Source organism: Pseudomonas sp. MF6776 (genome assembly GCF_016613125.1).
GTDB lineage: Bacteria > Pseudomonadota > Gammaproteobacteria > Pseudomonadales > Pseudomonadaceae > Aquipseudomonas > Aquipseudomonas iridis.
The window spans coordinates 305,976-322,981 of sequence record NZ_JAENSQ010000004.1 but is presented as its reverse complement, the minus strand read 5'-3'; the positions used below and the strand labels follow the sequence as shown (position 1 = coordinate 322,981).

The following is a 17,006-nucleotide window of genomic DNA, read 5'->3' as shown; positions in this document are numbered from 1 at the left end:
CACGCGCACAGCCAGTCGCATTCGATTGAAAAAACTCATCGAAGGCCCGTTAAAGGAAAATTTCCGAACATTAAATGCGCGTAGGGGCGCTAGAGGTGTGCTGTTTACTCGATTGCATTCGCGAGCAGGCTCGCCCCCACAGTTTGAAATGCATTCCAATGTGGGAGCGAGCCTGCTCGCGAAGGCGTCGGCGCAGCGAATGAAGATTAGGGGGGCTAAACGACTTCCAGGCGAATCTTGTGCTGGCTCAACAACTGCGCCAATGCCGGCACCGGTTGCTGGTCGGTCACCAGGCAATCAATCAGGCTGATCGGCCCGAGCCGGATCATCGCGTTACGCCCGAACTTGCTCGAGTCCGCCGCCAGAATCACCTGGCGTGCATTGGCGATGATCGCCTGCGAAACCCGGACTTCCTGATAATCGAAGTCGAGCAGACTGCCGTCCTCGTCGATACCACTGATACCGACCAGGGCAAAATCAACCTTGAACTGATTGATGAAATCCACACTCGCCTGACCCACCACACCGCCATCGCGACGGACATTGCCACCGGTCAGCAGCACATCGAAATCATCCTTGGCACTGAGCATCGACGCCACGTGCAGGTTATTGGTGATGATTTTCAGGTGGTTGTGGTTGAGCAGGGCGCGGGCAATCGACTCGGTGGTGGTGCCGATGTTGATAAACAGCGAGGCATGATCGGGAATCTGTGCGGCGATGGCTTCACCAATGCGTTGTTTTTCATCGCGCATCTGATCGGCGCGCATCGCATAGGCAGTGTTTTCGACGCTGGAATCATAGGCAGCGCCGCCGTGGTAACGACGCAGCAGATTGGCTTCCGCGAGCTGATTGATGTCGCGGCGGATGGTTTGCGGGGTAACAACGAACAGCGTAGCCATTTCCTCGATGCTCACATAGCCGCGTTCGCGGACCAGCTCGAGGATTTGCTGCTGACGGGGAGGCAGATTCATGGGGCTTCCTTTGGGCTGCCGTGCAAAATTTGCCCATGATGCCGCAGGAATCTCCTCCCGACCAGTTTCCAGCTTTAGTCAGTCCTCAGACTGGCTTATTCGGCGTCCTCACGCGCCCAGTCACGGGTGCGGCTGACGGCTTTTTTCCAGCCTTTGTACAGCTTCTCTTTCTCGACTTCGTCCAGGCTCGGTTCGAACTCACGCTCGATTACCGCTTTGCCACGCAGTTCATCCAGGCTGCCCCAGAAGCCGCATGCCAGACCGGCCAGATACGCCGCGCCCAGTGCCGTGGTTTCGCGCATTTGTGGGCGCTCGACCTGGGTGCCGAGGATGTCGGCCTGGAACTGCATGAGGAAGTTATTCGCCACCGCGCCGCCGTCTACGCGCAGGGCCTTGAGGCGTTCGCCGGAGTCCTGTTGCATGGCGTCGAGGACGTCGCGGGTCTGGTAGGCGATCGATTCCAGCGCGGCGCGGATGATGTGATCCACGCGTACGCCGCGAGTCAGGCCGAACAGCGCGCCACGGGCATACGGATCCCAGTAGGGAGCGCCGAGACCGGTAAAGGCCGGTACCAGGTACACGCCGTTGCTGTCCTTGACCTTGTTGGCGAAGTATTCGGTGTCGTGGGCGTCGTTGATGATTTTCAGCTCATCGCGCAGCCACTGCACAGTCGAACCGCCGTTGAATACCGCACCTTCCAGCGCATAAGCGACTTCGCCGCGCGGGCCGCAAGCGATGGTGGTGAGCATGCCGTGCTTGGATTTCACTGCCTTGTCGCCGGTGTTCATCAGCAGGAAGCAGCCGGTGCCATAGGTGTTTTTCGCTTGGCCCGGCTCAACGCACATCTGGCCGAACAACGCCGCTTGCTGGTCACCGGCGATACCGCCGATGGCAATGCCGCTTTTGGTGCGGCCATAGATCTCGGACGAGGCTTTCACTTCCGGGAGCATTTCGCGCGGGATGTCGAGGATCTCCAGCATCTTCGCGTCCCACTCAAGCGAGTGAATGTTGAAGAGCATGGTACGCGAGGCGTTGGTGTAGTCGGTGACGTGCACCTTGCCGCCAGTGAATTTCCAGATCAGCCAGCTATCGATGGTACCGAACAGCAATTCGCCGTTGCGCGCACGCTCGCGGCTGCCTTCGACGTTGTCGAGGATCCACTTCAATTTGGTGCCGGAGAAGTACGGGTCGGTGACCAGGCCCGTGGTGTCACGGATGTACTCTTCGTGGCCATCGCGCTTGAGCTGCTGGCAGATCTCGGTGCTGCGGCGGCACTGCCAGACGATGGCGTTGTAGACCGGACGGCCGGTGGTCTTGTCCCAGACTACGGTGGTTTCACGCTGGTTGGTGATGCCGATGGCGGCGACCTGATCGTGATGCAGACCGGCCTGGGCCAGCGCTTCGACCATCACTGCGCTCTGGGTGGCGAAGATTTCCATCGGGTCGTGTTCGACCCAACCGGCTTGCGGGTAATGCTGGGCGAATTCGCGTTGCGCGGTGCAAACCACGTTCGCATCGCGGTCGAAAATGATCGCGCGGGAGCTGGTTGTACCCTGATCGAGGGCAATGATGTAGTTCTTATTCTGAATGTCGGTCATGTCGATTGCCTTGGACGAAATAAGGGAGAGTGGGCCGTGGCGCAGGTTCTATAGGGCAGGAACCCACGCCGACTGTTTCAAGAAGTTCTTGGTTTGCCGTCAATGGCCGGTTCTGCATCCTTTGTAGCAGGTGTGGCGCCGGTCAGGTGACGGGCGATGAGCCCGCGATACCCGGCAGCGCCGAGGCAGGCACCGACAATCGGTGCAAAAATCGGAATCAGGAAATACGGAATATCACGGCCGCCAGTGAAGGAAATTTCACCCCAGCCCGCAAAGAAAGTCATCAGTTTCGGACCAAAATCACGCGCAGGGTTCATCGCAAAACCGGTCAGCGGGCCCATAGAACTGCCGATCACCGCGATCAGCAAACCGATCAGAAGCGGTGCCATCGGGCCTTTCGGCAAGCCATTGTTGTCATCGGTCAGGGCCATGATCACGCCCATCAGGATCGCGGTAATGATCATCTCGACCAGGAACGCCTGGGCGGTCGACAGCACCGGGTTCGGGAATGTCGAGAACACCGACGCCAACTCAAGGCTGGCGGCCGAGCCACGAACCATTTGATGGGTTTGTTCGAAATCGAAGAAAAGGTTGCTGTACAGCGTGTAAACCAACAGTGCACCGCAGAAGGCGCCGGCAATTTGCGAGAGGATGTAGAACGGCAGTTTGCGCTTTTCGAAGTCGGCGAAGATTGTCAGGGCGATGCTCACGGCAGGGTTCAGGTGCGCGCCGGAAACACCGGCGGTGAGGTAGATCGCCATGCTCACGCCGACGCCCCATATGATGCTGATTTCCCACAGGCCGAAGCTGGCGCCCGCGACTTTGAGCGCGGCGACACAACCGGTGCCGAAGAAGATCAGGAGTGCAGTACCCAGGAACTCGGCCATGCATTGGCCCGAGAGCGATGGTTGCTGTAAAGCAGTTGTCATTGAAAACCTCGATTTTTGTTGTTGTCTGGCGCGTTGCCAACAGGGCAAGGCGCGATCTTCTCCGAGGCAGGATCCCCATCCTGTTCCCGGTTTACTGCTGGGTGCTGTAATAACCGTAATTCTTACATTATTCAGATTCGAAAAAATATAGACAAGAAACAAAGCTGTCAAAGGTCGAAAGTGAACTGTCGGTCACAATGTAACTATTCGTGGTGTGAATGATTGCGTGCCGTCGGCGCAGTGATGCGTGCTCGGAATGCTGGCAGGCCGCGGGAAACGTGGCCTGGAATAGAGCCTTTTGTGATGTGATGGCCTAGAATCCGGCGCAGGAATTTCCTGCCACTGCCGAGCCTGGAGTTGCCATGACCCCTGCGTTGGACCTGTTGAAAAAAGTTCGTGCCGAACATCGCGTGCACAGTTACGAACATGATCCTAAGGCCGCGTCTTATGGGCTGGAGGCCGCAGAGAAGCTTGGCCTCGAGCCTGCGCAGGTGTTCAAGACGCTGCTGGCGGCCAGTGAAAAAGGCGAACTGCTGGTGGCGGTGGTGCCTGTCGTCGGAAGCCTCGACCTCAAGGGTTTGGCCCATGCCGCTGGCGTGAAAAAAGCCGAGATGGCAGACCCGGCGGCGGCTCAGCGCTCCACTGGGTATTTGTTGGGGGGTATCAGCCCTTTGGGGCAGAAAAAGCGCCTGCGCACCTTTATTGATAATTCAGCCCACGGTTTTGCTTCTATTTATGTCAGCGCCGGTCGGCGAGGGCTGGAGGTCGAGTTGGCGCCGACAATACTCGCCGAACATACCCAGGCGAAATTTGCCGATATTGGTCGAGCGTGACAGTCACCTGCGCTGTATGAAGAAATTTCGCCGGATCTGTCACTGGCGCTGATTTCATCGTGGTTGCATGCTCTGCCGACTGACTCAGGGAGAAGGTTATGCAGCTCGAATTTCATCAGGTCGACGCGTTCAGTGATCGGCCGTTCAGTGGCAATCCGGCGATGGTCTATCGGCTCGATGCGTGGCTCGCCGATGAGTTGATGCAGAAAATCGCCGCCGAACACAATCTGGCGGAAACCGCGTTTATGGTGCGTGAAGGCCAGGCTTGGCATATTCGCTGGTTTACCCCGACCACCGAAGTGCCGTTGTGCGGTCACGCGACGCTGGCCAGCGCTTATGTTCTGTTCGAAATCTACAAGGAAAGTGCTGAACGTATCGACTTCACCTGCAAGTCCGGGCCGCTGAGCGTAAGCCGTGAGGAAGGCCGCCTGTGGCTGGATTTTCCCTCGATTGTGCCGTCGGAGATTGGTGTGACGCTGGATGTCGAGCGTGCGCTGGGTGTCGAGGCGGTGGATGTGCTGGGCTCCAACGAACTGTTCGTGGTGCTTGAATCGGAGCAGGCGGTGCTCGAGTGCACGCCGGACATGGTCGCGTTGGCCAAACTGCCGTGGCTGGGCGCTATCGTCACTGCGCGCGGCAATCAGCACGATTTCGTCTCGCGTTATTTCGCTCCGGCGATTGGCATCAATGAAGACCCGGTGACCGGTTCGACTCATTGCAGCCTGATCCCTTACTGGTCGAAGCGTCTGGGCAAATCGAGCCTGACCGCGTGTCAGCGTTCGGCACGAGGCGGGGAGTTGTTCTGTCGGTTCGAGGGGGAGCGGGTGAAGATTGGCGGGAATGCGACGCTGGTTGCGAGCGGCACATTAGTGTTGGGTTGAGAAACGAAAAGATCGCAGCCTGCGGCAGTTCCTACAGGGATCAGTGTAGGCGCTGCCCAAAGCTGCGATCTTTTGATCGTCAGAGAGCGGTGCTGTAGCGCCTAACACCGTTTTCCACCGCGGGAATCTGCGCCGCCGTGCTACCCGAGGCCTGGAACAACACCAGATGTTCGGCCGCAACGCGAATACCGACCTCAGCACCGACCTGATGATCGGCGTGGCTCGGAAAAATCGATTCAAGTTGTGCACCGGTCGGCAGTTGCAGGCGATACAGCGTCGATGCGCCCTGGAACGTCTTGCCCACAATGTGCGCCTTCAGTGCGCTATCCGGCGCATACACGATGTCATCCGGACGCAGCAACACATCCACCGCGCCGCCAATTGGCCAGGTATAAGCCCGATTTCCGCGCATTTCGCCGAGTTCGGTCTGCACCGATTCCGGGCTGGCGAGCTGGCCGCGAATGAAGTAGCCCTGACCGATAAAACTGGCCACGAACTGGGTTGCCGGTTCGTGATACAGGTTGTAGGGCGTGTCCCATTGCTCCAGTCGACCTTCCTTGAAAACGCCGACGTGATCGCTCACGGCGAAGGCTTCTTCCTGGTCGTGGGTTACCAGAATCGCGCTGGTGCCACGAGCCTTGAGAATGTCGCGCACTTCGTGGCTGAGCTTGCGTCGCAGTTCGCCATCGAGGTTGGAGAATGGTTCATCAAGCAGCAGTAATTGCGGCTCTGGCGCCAAGGCGCGGGCGAGGGCTACGCGCTGTTGCTGGCCACCGGAGAGCTCGTGCGGGAAGCGCTTGCCGAGGTTTTTCAGGTTGACCAGTTCCAGCAGCTCTTCGGTGACGCGCGTTTTGTTCGGGTGCTTGCGAATGCCAAAGGCAATGTTGTCCGCAACACACAGGTGCGGAAACAGCGCGTAGTCCTGAAACACCATGCCAATCCGGCGTTTCTCGGGCGCCAGGGTGAAACCGGCGCTGGAAATGGTCTCGCCGCCCAGGGTGATTTCGCCCTCGTGCACCGGTTCGAAACCGGCAATCGCGCGCAGGGTGGTGGTCTTGCCGCAGCCGGACGAGCCGAGCAGGCAACCGATGTCACCGGCGTTGAGGTGCAGATTAAGGTTCTGCACCACGCGTTGGTCCTGATAGCCGCAAGCGAGGTTGCGCAGGTTCAGCAGTAATTCATGGCTCATGCGTGGTGATATGCCGGTTCGACGAGGAACTCGAGCAAGGCCTTCTGTGCGTGGAGACGGTTTTCTGCCTGATCCCAAGCGACGGAGCGCGGGTCATCCAGCAGGTCGAGACTGATTTCTTCGCCACGGTGCGCGGGCAGGCAATGCAGGAACAGCACGTCCTCGGCCGCGAGGTCGAGCAGGGCACGATTGACCTGGAACGGTGCGAACAACTTGAGGCGCTTGGCGGTTTCCTCTTCCTGGCCCATGGAGGTCCAGACGTCGGTGCTCACCAGGTGTGCACCGCGCACGGCATGCTTTGGATCGCGGACGATGGTCACACGATCGCCGGCATTGGCGACAAACTCCGGGTTGGGCTCGTAGCCTTCCGGGCAGGCGATGCGCAACTGGAAGTCGAACTGGATCGCCGCTTCTATATAGCTGTTGCACATGTTGTTGCCGTCGCCGATCCAGGCAACGGTCTTGCCCTGGATCGAGCCACGATGCTCAAGAAAAGTCTGCATGTCGGCCAGCAACTGGCACGGGTGCAGGTCATCGGACAGGCCGTTGATCACCGGCACGCGCGAGTTGGCGGCAAATTCGGTGAGCGTGCTGTGCGCGAACGTACGGATCATCACCGCATCAAGCATGCTCGACATGACGATGGCGCAGTCGCCGATCGGCTCGCCACGGCCAAGTTGCGTGTCGCGCGGCGAAAGAAAGATCGCCTGACCGCCGAGCTGGATCATGCCGGCCTCGAACGAGATCCGGGTGCGGGTCGAGGATTTCTCGAAGATCATCCCCAGCACGCGGTTTTTCAGAGGCTCGAACAGTACGCCGCGGTTACGCAGGTCCTTGAGCTCAACGCCTCGACGGATCACGCTGACCAGCTCTTCGGGCGTGCAATCCATCAGGGAGAGAAAGTGCCTTGCGCTCATCATTGACTACCTTTTGCTACAAACCGCAGATGCTCAAAGCCTTGTTTAACGGAACAACGGGCGAGACCTGCGGCGTAAGCCGCACAGGGGCGACGAAATAGGGGGAGGCGCGATATTGACACTAAATGTCGCGTTTTTCCAATAGGCTACGGTTTTTGCGGGATTCGGAGGGCGGACGGCAAGTAGCAGTCGCGCATTTGAAGCCGGGTTCAGGACAGCAGCGAGCCTCTTTGTACACTGGCCTTACCGGGCTTGGCAATCAGGCGTGGCGGGTATGGCGCCACGCAGGTCGGTTTGATACCGGGTGATCGCGTAATCGCTTGGTCGGATGTTCGCGTTGAAACATTTGCTAAAGCAAAGTGCTGAGTTATAAATAGCCTTCGAGCGACGCAGGAAGCCTCCGCATGGAATCGAAAGAACAACTGTTAATGGATTTGCTGGGCCATACGGCTCGCTCCTTGACCCATCTCACCGCTTCAATGACCTCGATGTCCTTCGAACTGCTGCGCAGCGAGGACGAAGTGGTCAAGGCTGCCAGCCGTCAAATGATCGATCGCATGGCGACCATCAGTACCGGGCTCGACGAGCATTGGCGCCTGATCGGCGAACTCACCGGTGTGCACATCGCCCACGAGCAGATCGAAACCATTCAGGAAATCCAGTTGGCGCCGCCACCCACTCTGCCGATCAATTGATCGCGTCGGGCTATCGGCTCGCCTGATGGCCGCCGATTCACAAGACGAACGTCGCTGGCGCCGTTTCGGCACACGGGCCATAGTTTTGTTCCCGCAGGCGTTGTTGCCTGCCCAGAACAAAACAGAGACTGGCCATGACCAAGACTCTTCATCACCGTGCCTGCCACCTGTGTGAAGCCATTTGCGGCTTGATCATCGAGACCACCGAAACCGATGGCGCTGTTGCGATCACATCGATCAAGGGTGATGCCCTCGACACCTTCAGTCGTGGGCACATCTGCCCCAAGGCTGTGGCCCTGCAAGACATTCAGAACGATCCGGATCGCCTGCGCCAGCCGATGCGGCGGGTTGGCAGCGAATGGCTGCCGATCGAGTGGGACGAGGCGTTTGCGCTGGTGGCCGAGCGTCTGGCGGCGATCCAGGAGCGGCATGGGCAGAATTCGGTGGCCGTGTATCAGGGCAACCCGAGCGTGCACAACTATGGGCTGATGACCCACAGCAATTACTTCCTCGGTCTGTTGAAAACCCGTAACCGGTATTCCGCGACATCGGTCGATCAACTGCCCCATCACCTCAGCAGTTACCTGATGTACGGCCACGGCTTGCTGCTGCCGATCCCCGATATCGATCACACCGATTTCATGCTGATCCTGGGCGGCAATCCTCTCGCCTCGAACGGCAGCATCATGACGGTGCCCGACGTCGAAAAACGCCTTAAGGCGATTCAGGCACGCGGCGGCAAAGTGGTGGTGGTCGATCCGCGACGCAGTGAAACGGCGGCCATCGCCGATCAGCATTTGTTCGTGCGTCCCGGGGGCGATGCGGCGTTGTTGTTTGGGTTACTCAACACGTTGTTTAGCGAGGGATTGACCCGCGACAGCCATTTGCCGGTGGATGGCCTGGACGAAGTGCGCGCGGCCGTTTCGACGTTTACCGCCGAAGCCATGAGCCCGCTGTGCGCGGTGCCCGCCGAGCAAATCCGCCAATTGGCTCGCGACTTCGCCGCCGCGCCGAGTGCGGTGTGTTATGGGCGGATGGGCGTTTCCACCCAGGCGTTCGGCACGTTGTGCCACTGGGTGGTGCAGTTGATCAATCTGGTCACCGGCAATCTGGATCGCGTTGGCGGGGCCCTGTGCACAGAGCCCGCAGTGGATCTGGTGGCGTCGACCTCGGGCGGGCATTTCAACAAATGGCAAAGCCGTGTTTCCGGGCGTCCTGAGTATGGCGGCGAATTGCCGGTGTCGGCGCTGGCTGAAGAAATGCTCACCGCAGGCGAAGGGCAGATTCGTGCGCTGATCACCGTGGCCGGCAATCCGGTGCTGTCGACGCCCAATGGACGGCAGCTCGAACAAGCGCTGGACGGTCTGGAGTTCATGGTCAGCATTGACCTGTACATCAACGAAACCACGCGCTATGCCGACCTGATTCTGCCGTCGACTTCGGCGCTGGAGAACGATCACTACGACACCACGTTCAACCTGTTTGCGGTGCGCAACGTCACCCGTTTCAATCGGGCGATCCTCGGCAAACCCGAGGGCGCATTGCATGACTGGGAAATCTTTGTCGGTCTGGCCAAGGCCTTCGCCGAGAAAACCGGCAAGGAACTGAAGCCGACCATGCCGCCGGCGAAGATGATCGACATGGGTCTGCGCATGGGAATGTACGGTGACGCCTCAGAGCAAAAGCTGTCCCTGGCCACTCTTTTCGATCATCCCCACGGAATAGATCTGGGCGCGTTGAAGCCTAATCTGGCCGCGCGCCTGAAAACGCCGAGTCAACGCGTACAGGCTGCGCCACCAGAGATCCTCGCTGACCTGGCGCGGTTCGCCGCCTTGCAGGCACCGGCCGCCGATGAACTGTTGATGATCGGTCGCCGGCATGTGCGCAGCAACAATTCGTGGATGCACAACTATCACCGTCTGGTGAAGGGCAAGCCGCGTCACCAGTTACTGATGCACCCGGATGACCTGGCCAGCCGCGGGCTCAATGATGGGCAGCTTGTGCGGGTGAGTTCGCGGGTCGGGCAGATTGAAGTGGAAGTGCTCGGCAGTCTCGACATGATGAAAGGCGTGGTCAGCCTGCCGCACGGTTGGGGGCATGCGCGTCCGGGTGTGCAGATGGCGATCGCCAGCAGTCAACCGGGATCGAGCGCCAATGACCTGACCGATGAATGTCAGCTCGACGAGTTATCCGGGAACGCGGCGCTCAATGGTGTGCCGGTGACCGTGGCGGCGGCTTGAGCATGTCTGTCGGGGAGACCGAGCATGGCGCTCGGGATTCCGTTACAATGCGCCACCGTGCCGACCCGTGAGTCGGAAAGTTCAGCCGAGGTGCTCCATGGATATCATCGAAACGATTAAAGAGCAGATTGCCAACAACACCATTCTGCTTTACATGAAAGGCTCGCCGAATGCCCCACAATGTGGCTTTTCCGCGAAAGCTGCACAGGCTGTGATGGCGTGTGGTGAAAAGTTTGCGTACGTGGACATCCTGCAGAACCCGGAAATCCGCGCCAACCTGCCAAAGTACGCCAACTGGCCGACTTTCCCGCAACTGTGGGTCGGCGGTGAACTGGTCGGCGGTAGCGATATCATGACCGAGATGTCGGCAGACGGTTCGCTGCAAAGCACCATCAAGGCTGCTGTCGAAGCCGCTGCTGCGAACAAGTCCGAAGCCTGATGGCTTGTAGGGAAGCAAGCTTCTTTGCTTCCCCGTCGGTTCATTCGACACACGCTCCCCCTGTAGGGGCTGTCGAGTGAAACGAGGCTGCGATCTTTTGATCTTCAGCCAATAAAAAGCCCCGCACCTCGAAAGAGGGCGGGGCTTTTTAATGTCTTGAATTTGGCGAGTGTTAAATCACTCTTCGCCCATCTGCGATTGCAGATAGTTCTCAAGACCGACTTTGCCGATCAGGCCCAGTTGGGTTTCCAGCCAGTCGATATGTTCTTCTTCGGATTCGAGGATATCTTCGAGCAGCTCACGGCTGCCAAAGTCGCCAACGGTTTCACAATGGGCAATTGCGGCTTTCAGGTCTGCGTGGCCGGTCTTCTCGATACGCAGGTCGCACTCCAGCATTTCCTGGGTGTGCTCGCCGATGTGCAGCTTGCCCAGGTCCTGCACGTTTGGAAGACCTTCGAGGAACAGGATGCGCTTGATCAGCTTGTCCGCGTGCTTCATCTCGTCGATGGATTCTTTGTACTCGTGCTTGCCCAGCTTGTTCAGGCCCCAATCTTCATACATGCGCGCATGCAGGAAGTACTGATTGATCGCGACCAGCTCATTGGCAAGGATCTTGTTGAGATGCTGGATGACTGTAATGTCGCCTTTCATGATCGGAGTCCTGCCCTGTAATAGCTGTATATAAGGCGGAGTTTGAGCTTCGTACTTATAAGTGTCAAACCTAAGTTATTGAATAATATATGAAAATTAATCGAAATAAGAATGTTTGTGTTCCGCGTCTGGAGCCTAAGCGCTTGATTTACAGGCATAAAAAAACCGGACATAAGTCCGGTTCTTTGAAATAGGGGTAGTTACGCAGCAGTAAATTCTACTGGATAAGGAATCGCGGCCTGGGCGGTTTGCAGCTTGGTCAGGGTTTCGCGAACCACTTCCTTGGCAAGGCAGGCACATTTGCCGCACTGGCTGGCGACGCCGGTGGCCTGGCGGACTTCTTTATAGCTGCAGCAACCTTCATAGATCGCTTCGCGGATCTGTCCGTCGGTGACGCCAGTGCAGAGACAAACATACATAAGTGAGAACCGTCGCTGGTTGTGACTCAATTGCGATGGATCTTAATAATAACGAGAATGATTGTCAAAGTGCTTTGCGAGGCCTTTTCACCGAATTGGCCCATGACTGACGAACGGTGATTACTGGCGATCTGTATGGCCCCGTAAATGCAGCCCTGTAATCGGCAACTGCGAAAAACCGTTAAGGACAGGCGAAAAACGCAGTGTATGATGGTCGGCCCTTGCGAAGGGGGTTCGTGTCACAGGGCTGTCGCCTGAGGGTGGCAGGCTGGCCCGGACCCTGAACTTCAAGTTTCTACACCAGGAGATATCAATGAGCGTACTCGTAGGCAAACAAGCCCCAGACTTCACCGTCCCGGCCGTACTCGGCAATGGCGAGATCGTTGACAGCTTCACCCTGTCCTCGGCCATCAAAGGCAAATACGGCCTGGTGTTCTTCTACCCACTGGACTTCACCTTCGTCTGCCCGTCCGAGCTGATCGCTCTGGACAACCGCATGGCTGACTTCAAGGCACGCAACGTTGAAGTGATCGCTGTGTCGATCGACTCGCACTTCACCCACAACGCATGGCGCAACACCCCAGTGAACAATGGCGGCATCGGCCAGGTGAAATACACCATGGCTGCCGACATGAAGCACGACATCGCCAAGGCTTACGACGTTGAATCCGAAGGCGGCGTGGCTTTCCGTGGCGCCTTCCTGATCGACGACAAAGGCGTTGTCCGCTCGCAGATCATCAACGACCTGCCACTGGGCCGTAACATGGAAGAGCTGATCCGTCTGGTCGACGCTCTGCAATTCCACGAAGAGCACGGCGAAGTCTGCCCTGCCAACTGGAAAAAAGGCGACAAAGGCATGAACGCTTCGCCAGAAGGCGTTGCGGCTTACCTGACCGAGAACGCTGCTGCCCTGTAAGGCGCAACGTTGCGGTACAAAAAAACCGGCCCATGTGGCCGGTTTTTTTTGCGCGGGAGAAATCCGACCAGGATCAGTCGTTGAAGTCTTCCCAGCCGCCCATCTGTTTCCAGCGATTGACGATGCCACAGAACAGCTCGGCGGTTTTCTCGGTGTCGTAACGCGCGGAGTGCGCCTCACGACCGTCGAAATCGATGTCGGCGGCCTGACAGGCTTTCGCCAGTACGGTTTGGCCGTAAGCCAGACCGGCCAGCGTCGCAGTGTCAAAACTGGAGAACGGGTGGAACGGATTGCGCTTCATGTCCAGTCGCGCAACGGCGGCATTGAGGAAGCCAAGGTCGAAGCTGCTGTTGTGGCCGACCAGAATCGCGCGCTTGCAGCCGTTGGCCTTCAGCGCCTTGCGGATGCCACGGAAGATGTCGGTCAGTGCCGTCTCTTCGCTGACAGCCATGCGCAGGGGGTGGTCCAGCTTGATGCCGGTGAACTCCAGTGCTGCCGCTTCAATGTTGGCGCCTTCGAACGGCTCGACACGGAAGAAGTAGGTGTGATCCGGATAAACGAAACCCTTTTCATCCATGGCGATAGTGGTCGCGGCAATCTCCAGCAACGCATCGGTGGCCGAATTGAAGCCGCCCGTTTCTACGTCGACAACAACCGGCAGGTAGCCGCGAAAGCGTGCTGCCATTGGGTGACGGGAACCGCCGCCGCCACTTTGACCGTCCAGTTCGTCGTCGAAATGGTCTTCACTCACGCGTGTTCCTCCAGCAGGCGCCAGCGCAGTTTTTCACCGGCGCGCAGCGGGATAACGGTCAGCTCGCCAAAGGGCAGGCTGGTTGGGGCGGTCCATTCGTCACGAACCAGGGTGATGCGATCGGTGTTCACCGGCAGGCCATAGAAGCGCGGGCCGTTGAGGCTGGCGAACGCTTCGAGCTTGTCCAGCGCATTGCGTTGCTCAAACGCTTCGGCATACATCTCGATGGCGGCGTACGCGGTGTAGCAGCCAGCACAGCCGCAAGCGGCTTCCTTGGCGTGCTGGGCGTGCGGCGCCGAGTCGGTGCCGAGGAAGAACTTCGCGCTGCCGCTGGTGGCGGCATCGAGGAGGGCTTCCTGGTGGGTGTTGCGCTTGAGGATCGGCAGGCAGTAGAAGTGCGGCCGAATCCCGCCCACCAGCATGTGGTTGCGGTTGTACAGCAGGTGATGCGCGGTGATGGTCGCGCCAACGTTGGCCGGGGCCTCGTTGACGAACTGCACGGCATCGGCGGTGGTGATGTGTTCGAAAACAACCTTGAGCGTCGGGAAACGCTCGACCACGCGACGCATGTGCTCATCGATGAAGATCTTTTCGCGGTCGAACACGTCGACATCGCCACGGGTGACTTCGCCGTGAATCAACAACGGCATCCCGACTTCGGCCATGGCCTCGATTGCCGGGAAGATCTTGTCGATGCTGGTGACGCCAGAATCCGAATTGGTGGTGGCGCCGGCCGGGTACAGCTTGGCGGCGTGCACGAAACCGCTGGCCTTGGCCTCGCGAATTTCTTCGGGCTGGGTGCGGTCGGTAAGGTACAGCACCATCAACGGCTCAAAGCGACTGCCGGCCGGGCGGGCAGCGAGAATCCGCTGGCGATAGCCGTCGGCTTCAGCGGCGTTGCGCACCGGTGGTACCAGGTTGGGCATGATGATGGCGCGACCAAACGTGCGCGCAACATCGGCAACGGTATTGGTCAACACGGCACCATCGCGAAGATGAATATGCCAGTCGTCGGGACGCAGCAGGGTCAGGCGGTCGGACATGAGGGGATTCCAGGCGGGTCAAACTGAGGCGAATGCTACCGGAAAAGACTCTTGCAGGCACTCGCTATCAAGTTTTGCGGGAACCTTCCGATATCCCGTAGGTATGCCGTAAACGTAGTGTGAATCGGTCTTTGTGTTTCAGAAGCCAATGGAGCCTCCCGTGCGCCAGCGATATTTAGCCTTGCTCAGTGTGTTTGCCAGTTTTCCTGCGATGGCGCTTACGTACCAGACTCGCCTGGAGAACATTGAGTGGACGGTCGCCGGCGACAAGTTCGAGTGCCGTCTGACACAACCGATCACGGATTTCGGCTCGGGTGAGTTCGTGCGCAAGGCCGGCGAACAGGCGATCTTCCGTCTGAATGCCTACAACGCCATGCTCGGCGGCGGTTCGGCGACGCTGCTCGCCGCCGCAGCACCGTGGCAGCCGGGGCGCGGCGACATCAACCTGGGCACCGTAAGACTGGGCAGCGGCAACGTCCTGTTCAACAGCTCGCAGTCTCAGGCCGGCGGCTTGATCAGTGGTCTGATGGATGGGCGCAGCCCTGTTGTTCGTCGCGCCTCGGGCGATGGTCGGGTCTCGGAAGTGCGTTTGTTGCCGGTCAGGTTCAACAAGGCCTTCAACGATTACCAGGGCTGTGTGGCGAAATTGCTGCCGCAGAATTTCGAACAGGTTAAACAATCGCAGATCGGCTTCCCCGGCGAAGGTATCGAGCTCGATGCCGCTGCCAAGGCCAAGCTGCAAGTGATGCTCGAGTACATGAAGGCTGATCCGACGGTTAATCACATCGAACTCGATGGCCACTCGGACAACAGCGGCAATCGTCTGACCAACCGCGAACTGTCCCGTCGTCGGGCCTTGGCCGTGGTTGATTTCTTCAAGGCCAACGGCATTCAGGAATCGCAGATCACCGTGCGTTTCCATGGTGAGCGCTACCCATTGGTTCCTAACACCAATGCGAGCAACCGCGCGAAGAACCGTCGGGTCAACGTGCACCTTGCGCGAGTAGCCCCGACGACCGCACCTGCACCCACTGCCAGCACGCCAGCGAACGCTGCGGCAACTTCCTGACCCGCCGGTCATCGTCGCGCCCTCGACAGATTCTGTCGCTTTGTCGTCTTAAGCTGTCGCGCCTCTGTAAATTATCGCGTTTGGGCGGTAGACTCTTCGGCTTTCCGTAGAACCCCGTGGAGTGATGGCATGGCGGACGTAAACAAGGTCGTTCTGGCGTATTCCGGCGGCCTGGACACTTCGGTGATCCTCAAGTGGCTGCAGGATACTTATAACTGTGAAGTGGTGACCTTCACCGCTGATCTCGGTCAAGGCGAAGAGGTCGAGCCGGCCCGCGCCAAGGCTCAGGCCATGGGCGTCAAAGAAATCTACATCGACGATCTGCGCGAAGAATTCGTGCGTGACTTCGTGTTCCCGATGTTCCGCGCCAACACCGTTTACGAGGGCGAGTACCTGCTGGGTACTTCCATCGCACGTCCACTGATCGCCAAGCGCCTGATCGAAATCGCCAACGAAACCGGCGCTGACGCCATTTCCCATGGCGCCACCGGCAAGGGCAACGATCAGGTGCGTTTCGAACTGGGTGCGTACGCGCTCAAGCCAGGCGTGAAAGTGATCGCGCCGTGGCGTGAGTGGGACCTGCTGTCCCGCGAGAAACTGATGGACTACGCCGAGAAGCACGCGATCCCGATCGAGCGCCACGGCAAAAAGAAATCCCCGTACTCGATGGACGCCAACCTGCTGCACATCTCCTATGAAGGCGGCGTGCTGGAAGACACCTGGACCGAGCACGAAGAGGACATGTGGCGTTGGACCGTCTCCCCGGAGAAGGCTCCCGACACCCCGCAGTACCTGGAACTGACCTACCGTAACGGCGACATCGTTGCGCTGGACGGCGTCGAAATGACCCCGGCCACCGTGCTGGCGACGCTGAACAAGATCGGTGGTGCTCACGGTATCGGCCGTCTCGACATCGTCGAAAACCGTTATGTCGGCATGAAGTCCCGCGGTTGCTACGAGACTCCGGGCGGTACGATCATGCTGCGTGCTCACCGCGCCATTGAATCGATCACCCTGGACCGCGAAGTCGCTCACCTGAAAGACGAGCTGATGCCAAAGTACGCCAGCCTGATCTACACCGGTTACTGGTGGAGCCCTGAGCGTCTGATGCTGCAACAGATGATCGACGCTTCCCAGACCAGCGTGAATGGTGTGGTTCGCCTGAAGTTGTACAAAGGCAACGTGATCGTGACGGGCCGCAAGTCCGACGATTCGCTGTTCGATGCCAACATCGCGACCTTCGAAGAGGATGGCGGTGCTTACAACCAGGCCGACGCGGCGGGCTTCATCAAGCTCAACGCGCTGCGCATGCGCATTGCTGCCAACAAGGGCCGCAAGTTGTTCTGATTTTTCAGACTGACGCGCAATAAAAGGGCGGCCCCGTCTTCCAGACGGGCCGCCCTTTTTTTACAGAATTCTTTTGTCCAACACTTCGTGCAATGTTCCTTGTCCATTTGCATGCGGT

General features: G+C 58.7%; 17 protein-coding genes. 8 read left to right on the top strand and 9 right to left on the bottom strand.

Annotated elements, in window-relative coordinates; genetic code table 11:
• Window positions 1-215 precede the first annotated feature (215 nt).
• From JJD74_RS06875 to JJD74_RS06865, 3 genes are all read right to left on the bottom strand, one after another.
• Window positions 216-971, bottom strand: coding sequence for a DeoR/GlpR family transcriptional regulator (locus JJD74_RS06875; RefSeq protein WP_007916700.1), 756 nt, complete (start codon window positions 969-971; stop codon window positions 216-218).
• Between the two features lie 95 nt (window positions 972-1,066).
• Window positions 1,067-2,569, bottom strand: coding sequence for a glycerol kinase GlpK (gene glpK, locus JJD74_RS06870; protein WP_042560749.1), 1,503 nt, complete (start codon window positions 2,567-2,569; stop codon window positions 1,067-1,069).
• A gap of 77 nt (window positions 2,570-2,646) precedes the next feature.
• Window positions 2,647-3,498, bottom strand: a complete 852-nt coding sequence (locus JJD74_RS06865) for an MIP/aquaporin family protein (RefSeq protein ID WP_042560748.1) — start codon at window positions 3,496-3,498, stop codon at window positions 2,647-2,649.
• A gap of 362 nt (window positions 3,499-3,860) precedes the next feature.
• Here JJD74_RS06865 and ybaK point away from each other — a divergent pair, with 362 nt between their 5' ends.
• On the top strand, window positions 3,861-4,331 hold the full coding sequence (ybaK, locus tag JJD74_RS06860) for a Cys-tRNA(Pro) deacylase (RefSeq protein ID WP_047302907.1): 471 nt from the start codon (window positions 3,861-3,863) through the stop codon (window positions 4,329-4,331).
• Window positions 4,332-4,429: 98 nt separating this feature from the next.
• Entirely contained in the window at window positions 4,430-5,212 is a 783-nt protein-coding gene (locus tag JJD74_RS06855) for a PhzF family phenazine biosynthesis protein (RefSeq protein WP_047302905.1), read from the top strand.
• A 79-nt stretch (window positions 5,213-5,291) separates the two neighbouring features.
• On the opposite strand, the gene JJD74_RS06850 is transcribed toward JJD74_RS06855, so the two are convergent.
• Window positions 5,292-6,401 carry an ABC transporter ATP-binding protein gene (locus tag JJD74_RS06850; RefSeq protein WP_200612448.1) on the bottom strand — a complete coding sequence of 370 codons (1,110 nt, stop codon included), beginning with the start codon at window positions 6,399-6,401 and terminating at the stop codon, window positions 5,292-5,294.
• Complete coding sequence (gene argF / locus JJD74_RS06845) at window positions 6,398-7,318, bottom strand: ornithine carbamoyltransferase (RefSeq protein ID WP_200612443.1); 921 nt, start codon at window positions 7,316-7,318, stop codon at window positions 6,398-6,400. Before argF ends, JJD74_RS06850 begins: the two co-directional genes overlap by 4 nt.
• Window positions 7,319-7,722: 404 nt before the next feature.
• Here argF and JJD74_RS06840 point away from each other — a divergent pair, with 404 nt between their 5' ends.
• The 3 genes from JJD74_RS06840 to grxD all read left to right on the top strand — a co-directional run bounded on the left by JJD74_RS06840 (window position 7,723) and on the right by grxD (window position 10,692).
• On the top strand, window positions 7,723-8,013 hold the full coding sequence (locus JJD74_RS06840) for a hypothetical protein (protein ID WP_042560743.1): 291 nt from the start codon (window positions 7,723-7,725) through the stop codon (window positions 8,011-8,013).
• 134 nt (window positions 8,014-8,147) lie between these two features.
• Window positions 8,148-10,253 carry a molybdopterin oxidoreductase family protein gene (locus JJD74_RS06835; RefSeq protein ID WP_200612440.1) on the top strand — a complete coding sequence of 702 codons (2,106 nt, stop codon included), beginning with the start codon at window positions 8,148-8,150 and terminating at the stop codon, window positions 10,251-10,253.
• A 97-nt stretch (window positions 10,254-10,350) separates the two neighbouring features.
• On the top strand, window positions 10,351-10,692 hold the full coding sequence (gene grxD, locus JJD74_RS06830; protein ID WP_042560740.1) for a Grx4 family monothiol glutaredoxin: 342 nt from the start codon (window positions 10,351-10,353) through the stop codon (window positions 10,690-10,692).
• A 177-nt stretch (window positions 10,693-10,869) separates the two neighbouring features.
• Here the strand turns inward: grxD and bfr are convergent, their stop codons facing one another.
• Window positions 10,870-11,343 carry a bacterioferritin gene (bfr, locus tag JJD74_RS06825; RefSeq protein WP_042560739.1) on the bottom strand — a complete coding sequence of 158 codons (474 nt, stop codon included), beginning with the start codon at window positions 11,341-11,343 and terminating at the stop codon, window positions 10,870-10,872.
• Window positions 11,344-11,543: 200 nt separating this feature from the next.
• Window positions 11,544-11,762 carry a bacterioferritin-associated ferredoxin gene (locus JJD74_RS06820; protein WP_003227725.1) on the bottom strand — a complete coding sequence of 73 codons (219 nt, stop codon included), beginning with the start codon at window positions 11,760-11,762 and terminating at the stop codon, window positions 11,544-11,546.
• Window positions 11,763-12,075: 313 nt separating this feature from the next.
• Here JJD74_RS06820 and JJD74_RS06815 point away from each other — a divergent pair, with 313 nt between their 5' ends.
• On the top strand, window positions 12,076-12,678 hold the full coding sequence (locus JJD74_RS06815) for a peroxiredoxin (RefSeq protein ID WP_003227723.1): 603 nt from the start codon (window positions 12,076-12,078) through the stop codon (window positions 12,676-12,678).
• A 73-nt stretch (window positions 12,679-12,751) separates the two neighbouring features.
• Here JJD74_RS06815 and rnt read toward each other — a convergent pair whose 3' ends face one another.
• Together rnt and pyrC are read right to left on the bottom strand one after the other, a co-directional pair.
• Entirely contained in the window at window positions 12,752-13,429 is a 678-nt protein-coding gene (gene rnt / locus JJD74_RS06810; protein WP_042560738.1) for a ribonuclease T, read from the bottom strand.
• A complete protein-coding gene (gene pyrC, locus JJD74_RS06805; protein WP_042560737.1) occupies window positions 13,426-14,472 on the bottom strand; it encodes a dihydroorotase in 1,047 nt (348 codons plus the stop codon). Before pyrC ends, rnt begins: the two co-directional genes overlap by 4 nt.
• A gap of 160 nt (window positions 14,473-14,632) precedes the next feature.
• Between pyrC and JJD74_RS06800 the strand changes: the two genes are divergently transcribed.
• Both JJD74_RS06800 and JJD74_RS06795 read left to right on the top strand, forming a co-directional pair.
• Complete coding sequence (locus JJD74_RS06800; protein ID WP_042560736.1) at window positions 14,633-15,541, top strand: flagellar protein MotY; 909 nt, start codon at window positions 14,633-14,635, stop codon at window positions 15,539-15,541.
• 129 nt (window positions 15,542-15,670) lie between these two features.
• Window positions 15,671-16,888 carry an argininosuccinate synthase gene (locus JJD74_RS06795; RefSeq protein WP_042560735.1) on the top strand — a complete coding sequence of 406 codons (1,218 nt, stop codon included), beginning with the start codon at window positions 15,671-15,673 and terminating at the stop codon, window positions 16,886-16,888.
• Window positions 16,889-17,006 lie beyond the last annotated feature (118 nt).

Excerpts from the sequence above, each read along its gene's own strand:
- JJD74_RS06875 (WP_007916700.1), bottom strand. The coding sequence starts at position 971 with ATGAATCTGCCTCCCCGTCAGCAGCAAATCCTCGAGCTGGTCCGCGAA.
- glpK (WP_042560749.1), bottom strand. The coding sequence starts at position 2,569 with ATGACCGACATTCAGAATAAGAACTACATCATTGCCCTCGATCAGGGT.
- JJD74_RS06865 (WP_042560748.1), bottom strand. The coding sequence starts at position 3,498 with ATGACAACTGCTTTACAGCAACCATCGCTCTCGGGCCAATGCATGGCC.
- ybaK (WP_047302907.1), top strand. The coding sequence starts at position 3,861 with ATGACCCCTGCGTTGGACCTGTTGAAAAAAGTTCGTGCCGAACATCGC.
- JJD74_RS06855 (WP_047302905.1), top strand. The coding sequence starts at position 4,430 with ATGCAGCTCGAATTTCATCAGGTCGACGCGTTCAGTGATCGGCCGTTC.
- JJD74_RS06850 (WP_200612448.1), bottom strand. The coding sequence starts at position 6,401 with ATGAGCCATGAATTACTGCTGAACCTGCGCAACCTCGCTTGCGGCTAT.
- argF (WP_200612443.1), bottom strand. The coding sequence starts at position 7,318 with ATGAGCGCAAGGCACTTTCTCTCCCTGATGGATTGCACGCCCGAAGAG.
- JJD74_RS06840 (WP_042560743.1), top strand. The coding sequence starts at position 7,723 with ATGGAATCGAAAGAACAACTGTTAATGGATTTGCTGGGCCATACGGCT.
- JJD74_RS06835 (WP_200612440.1), top strand. The coding sequence starts at position 8,148 with ATGACCAAGACTCTTCATCACCGTGCCTGCCACCTGTGTGAAGCCATT.
- grxD (WP_042560740.1), top strand. The coding sequence starts at position 10,351 with ATGGATATCATCGAAACGATTAAAGAGCAGATTGCCAACAACACCATT.
- bfr (WP_042560739.1), bottom strand. The coding sequence starts at position 11,343 with ATGAAAGGCGACATTACAGTCATCCAGCATCTCAACAAGATCCTTGCC.
- JJD74_RS06820 (WP_003227725.1), bottom strand. The coding sequence starts at position 11,762 with ATGTATGTTTGTCTCTGCACTGGCGTCACCGACGGACAGATCCGCGAA.
- JJD74_RS06815 (WP_003227723.1), top strand. The coding sequence starts at position 12,076 with ATGAGCGTACTCGTAGGCAAACAAGCCCCAGACTTCACCGTCCCGGCC.
- pyrC (WP_042560737.1), bottom strand. The coding sequence starts at position 14,472 with ATGTCCGACCGCCTGACCCTGCTGCGTCCCGACGACTGGCATATTCAT.
- JJD74_RS06795 (WP_042560735.1), top strand. The coding sequence starts at position 15,671 with ATGGCGGACGTAAACAAGGTCGTTCTGGCGTATTCCGGCGGCCTGGAC.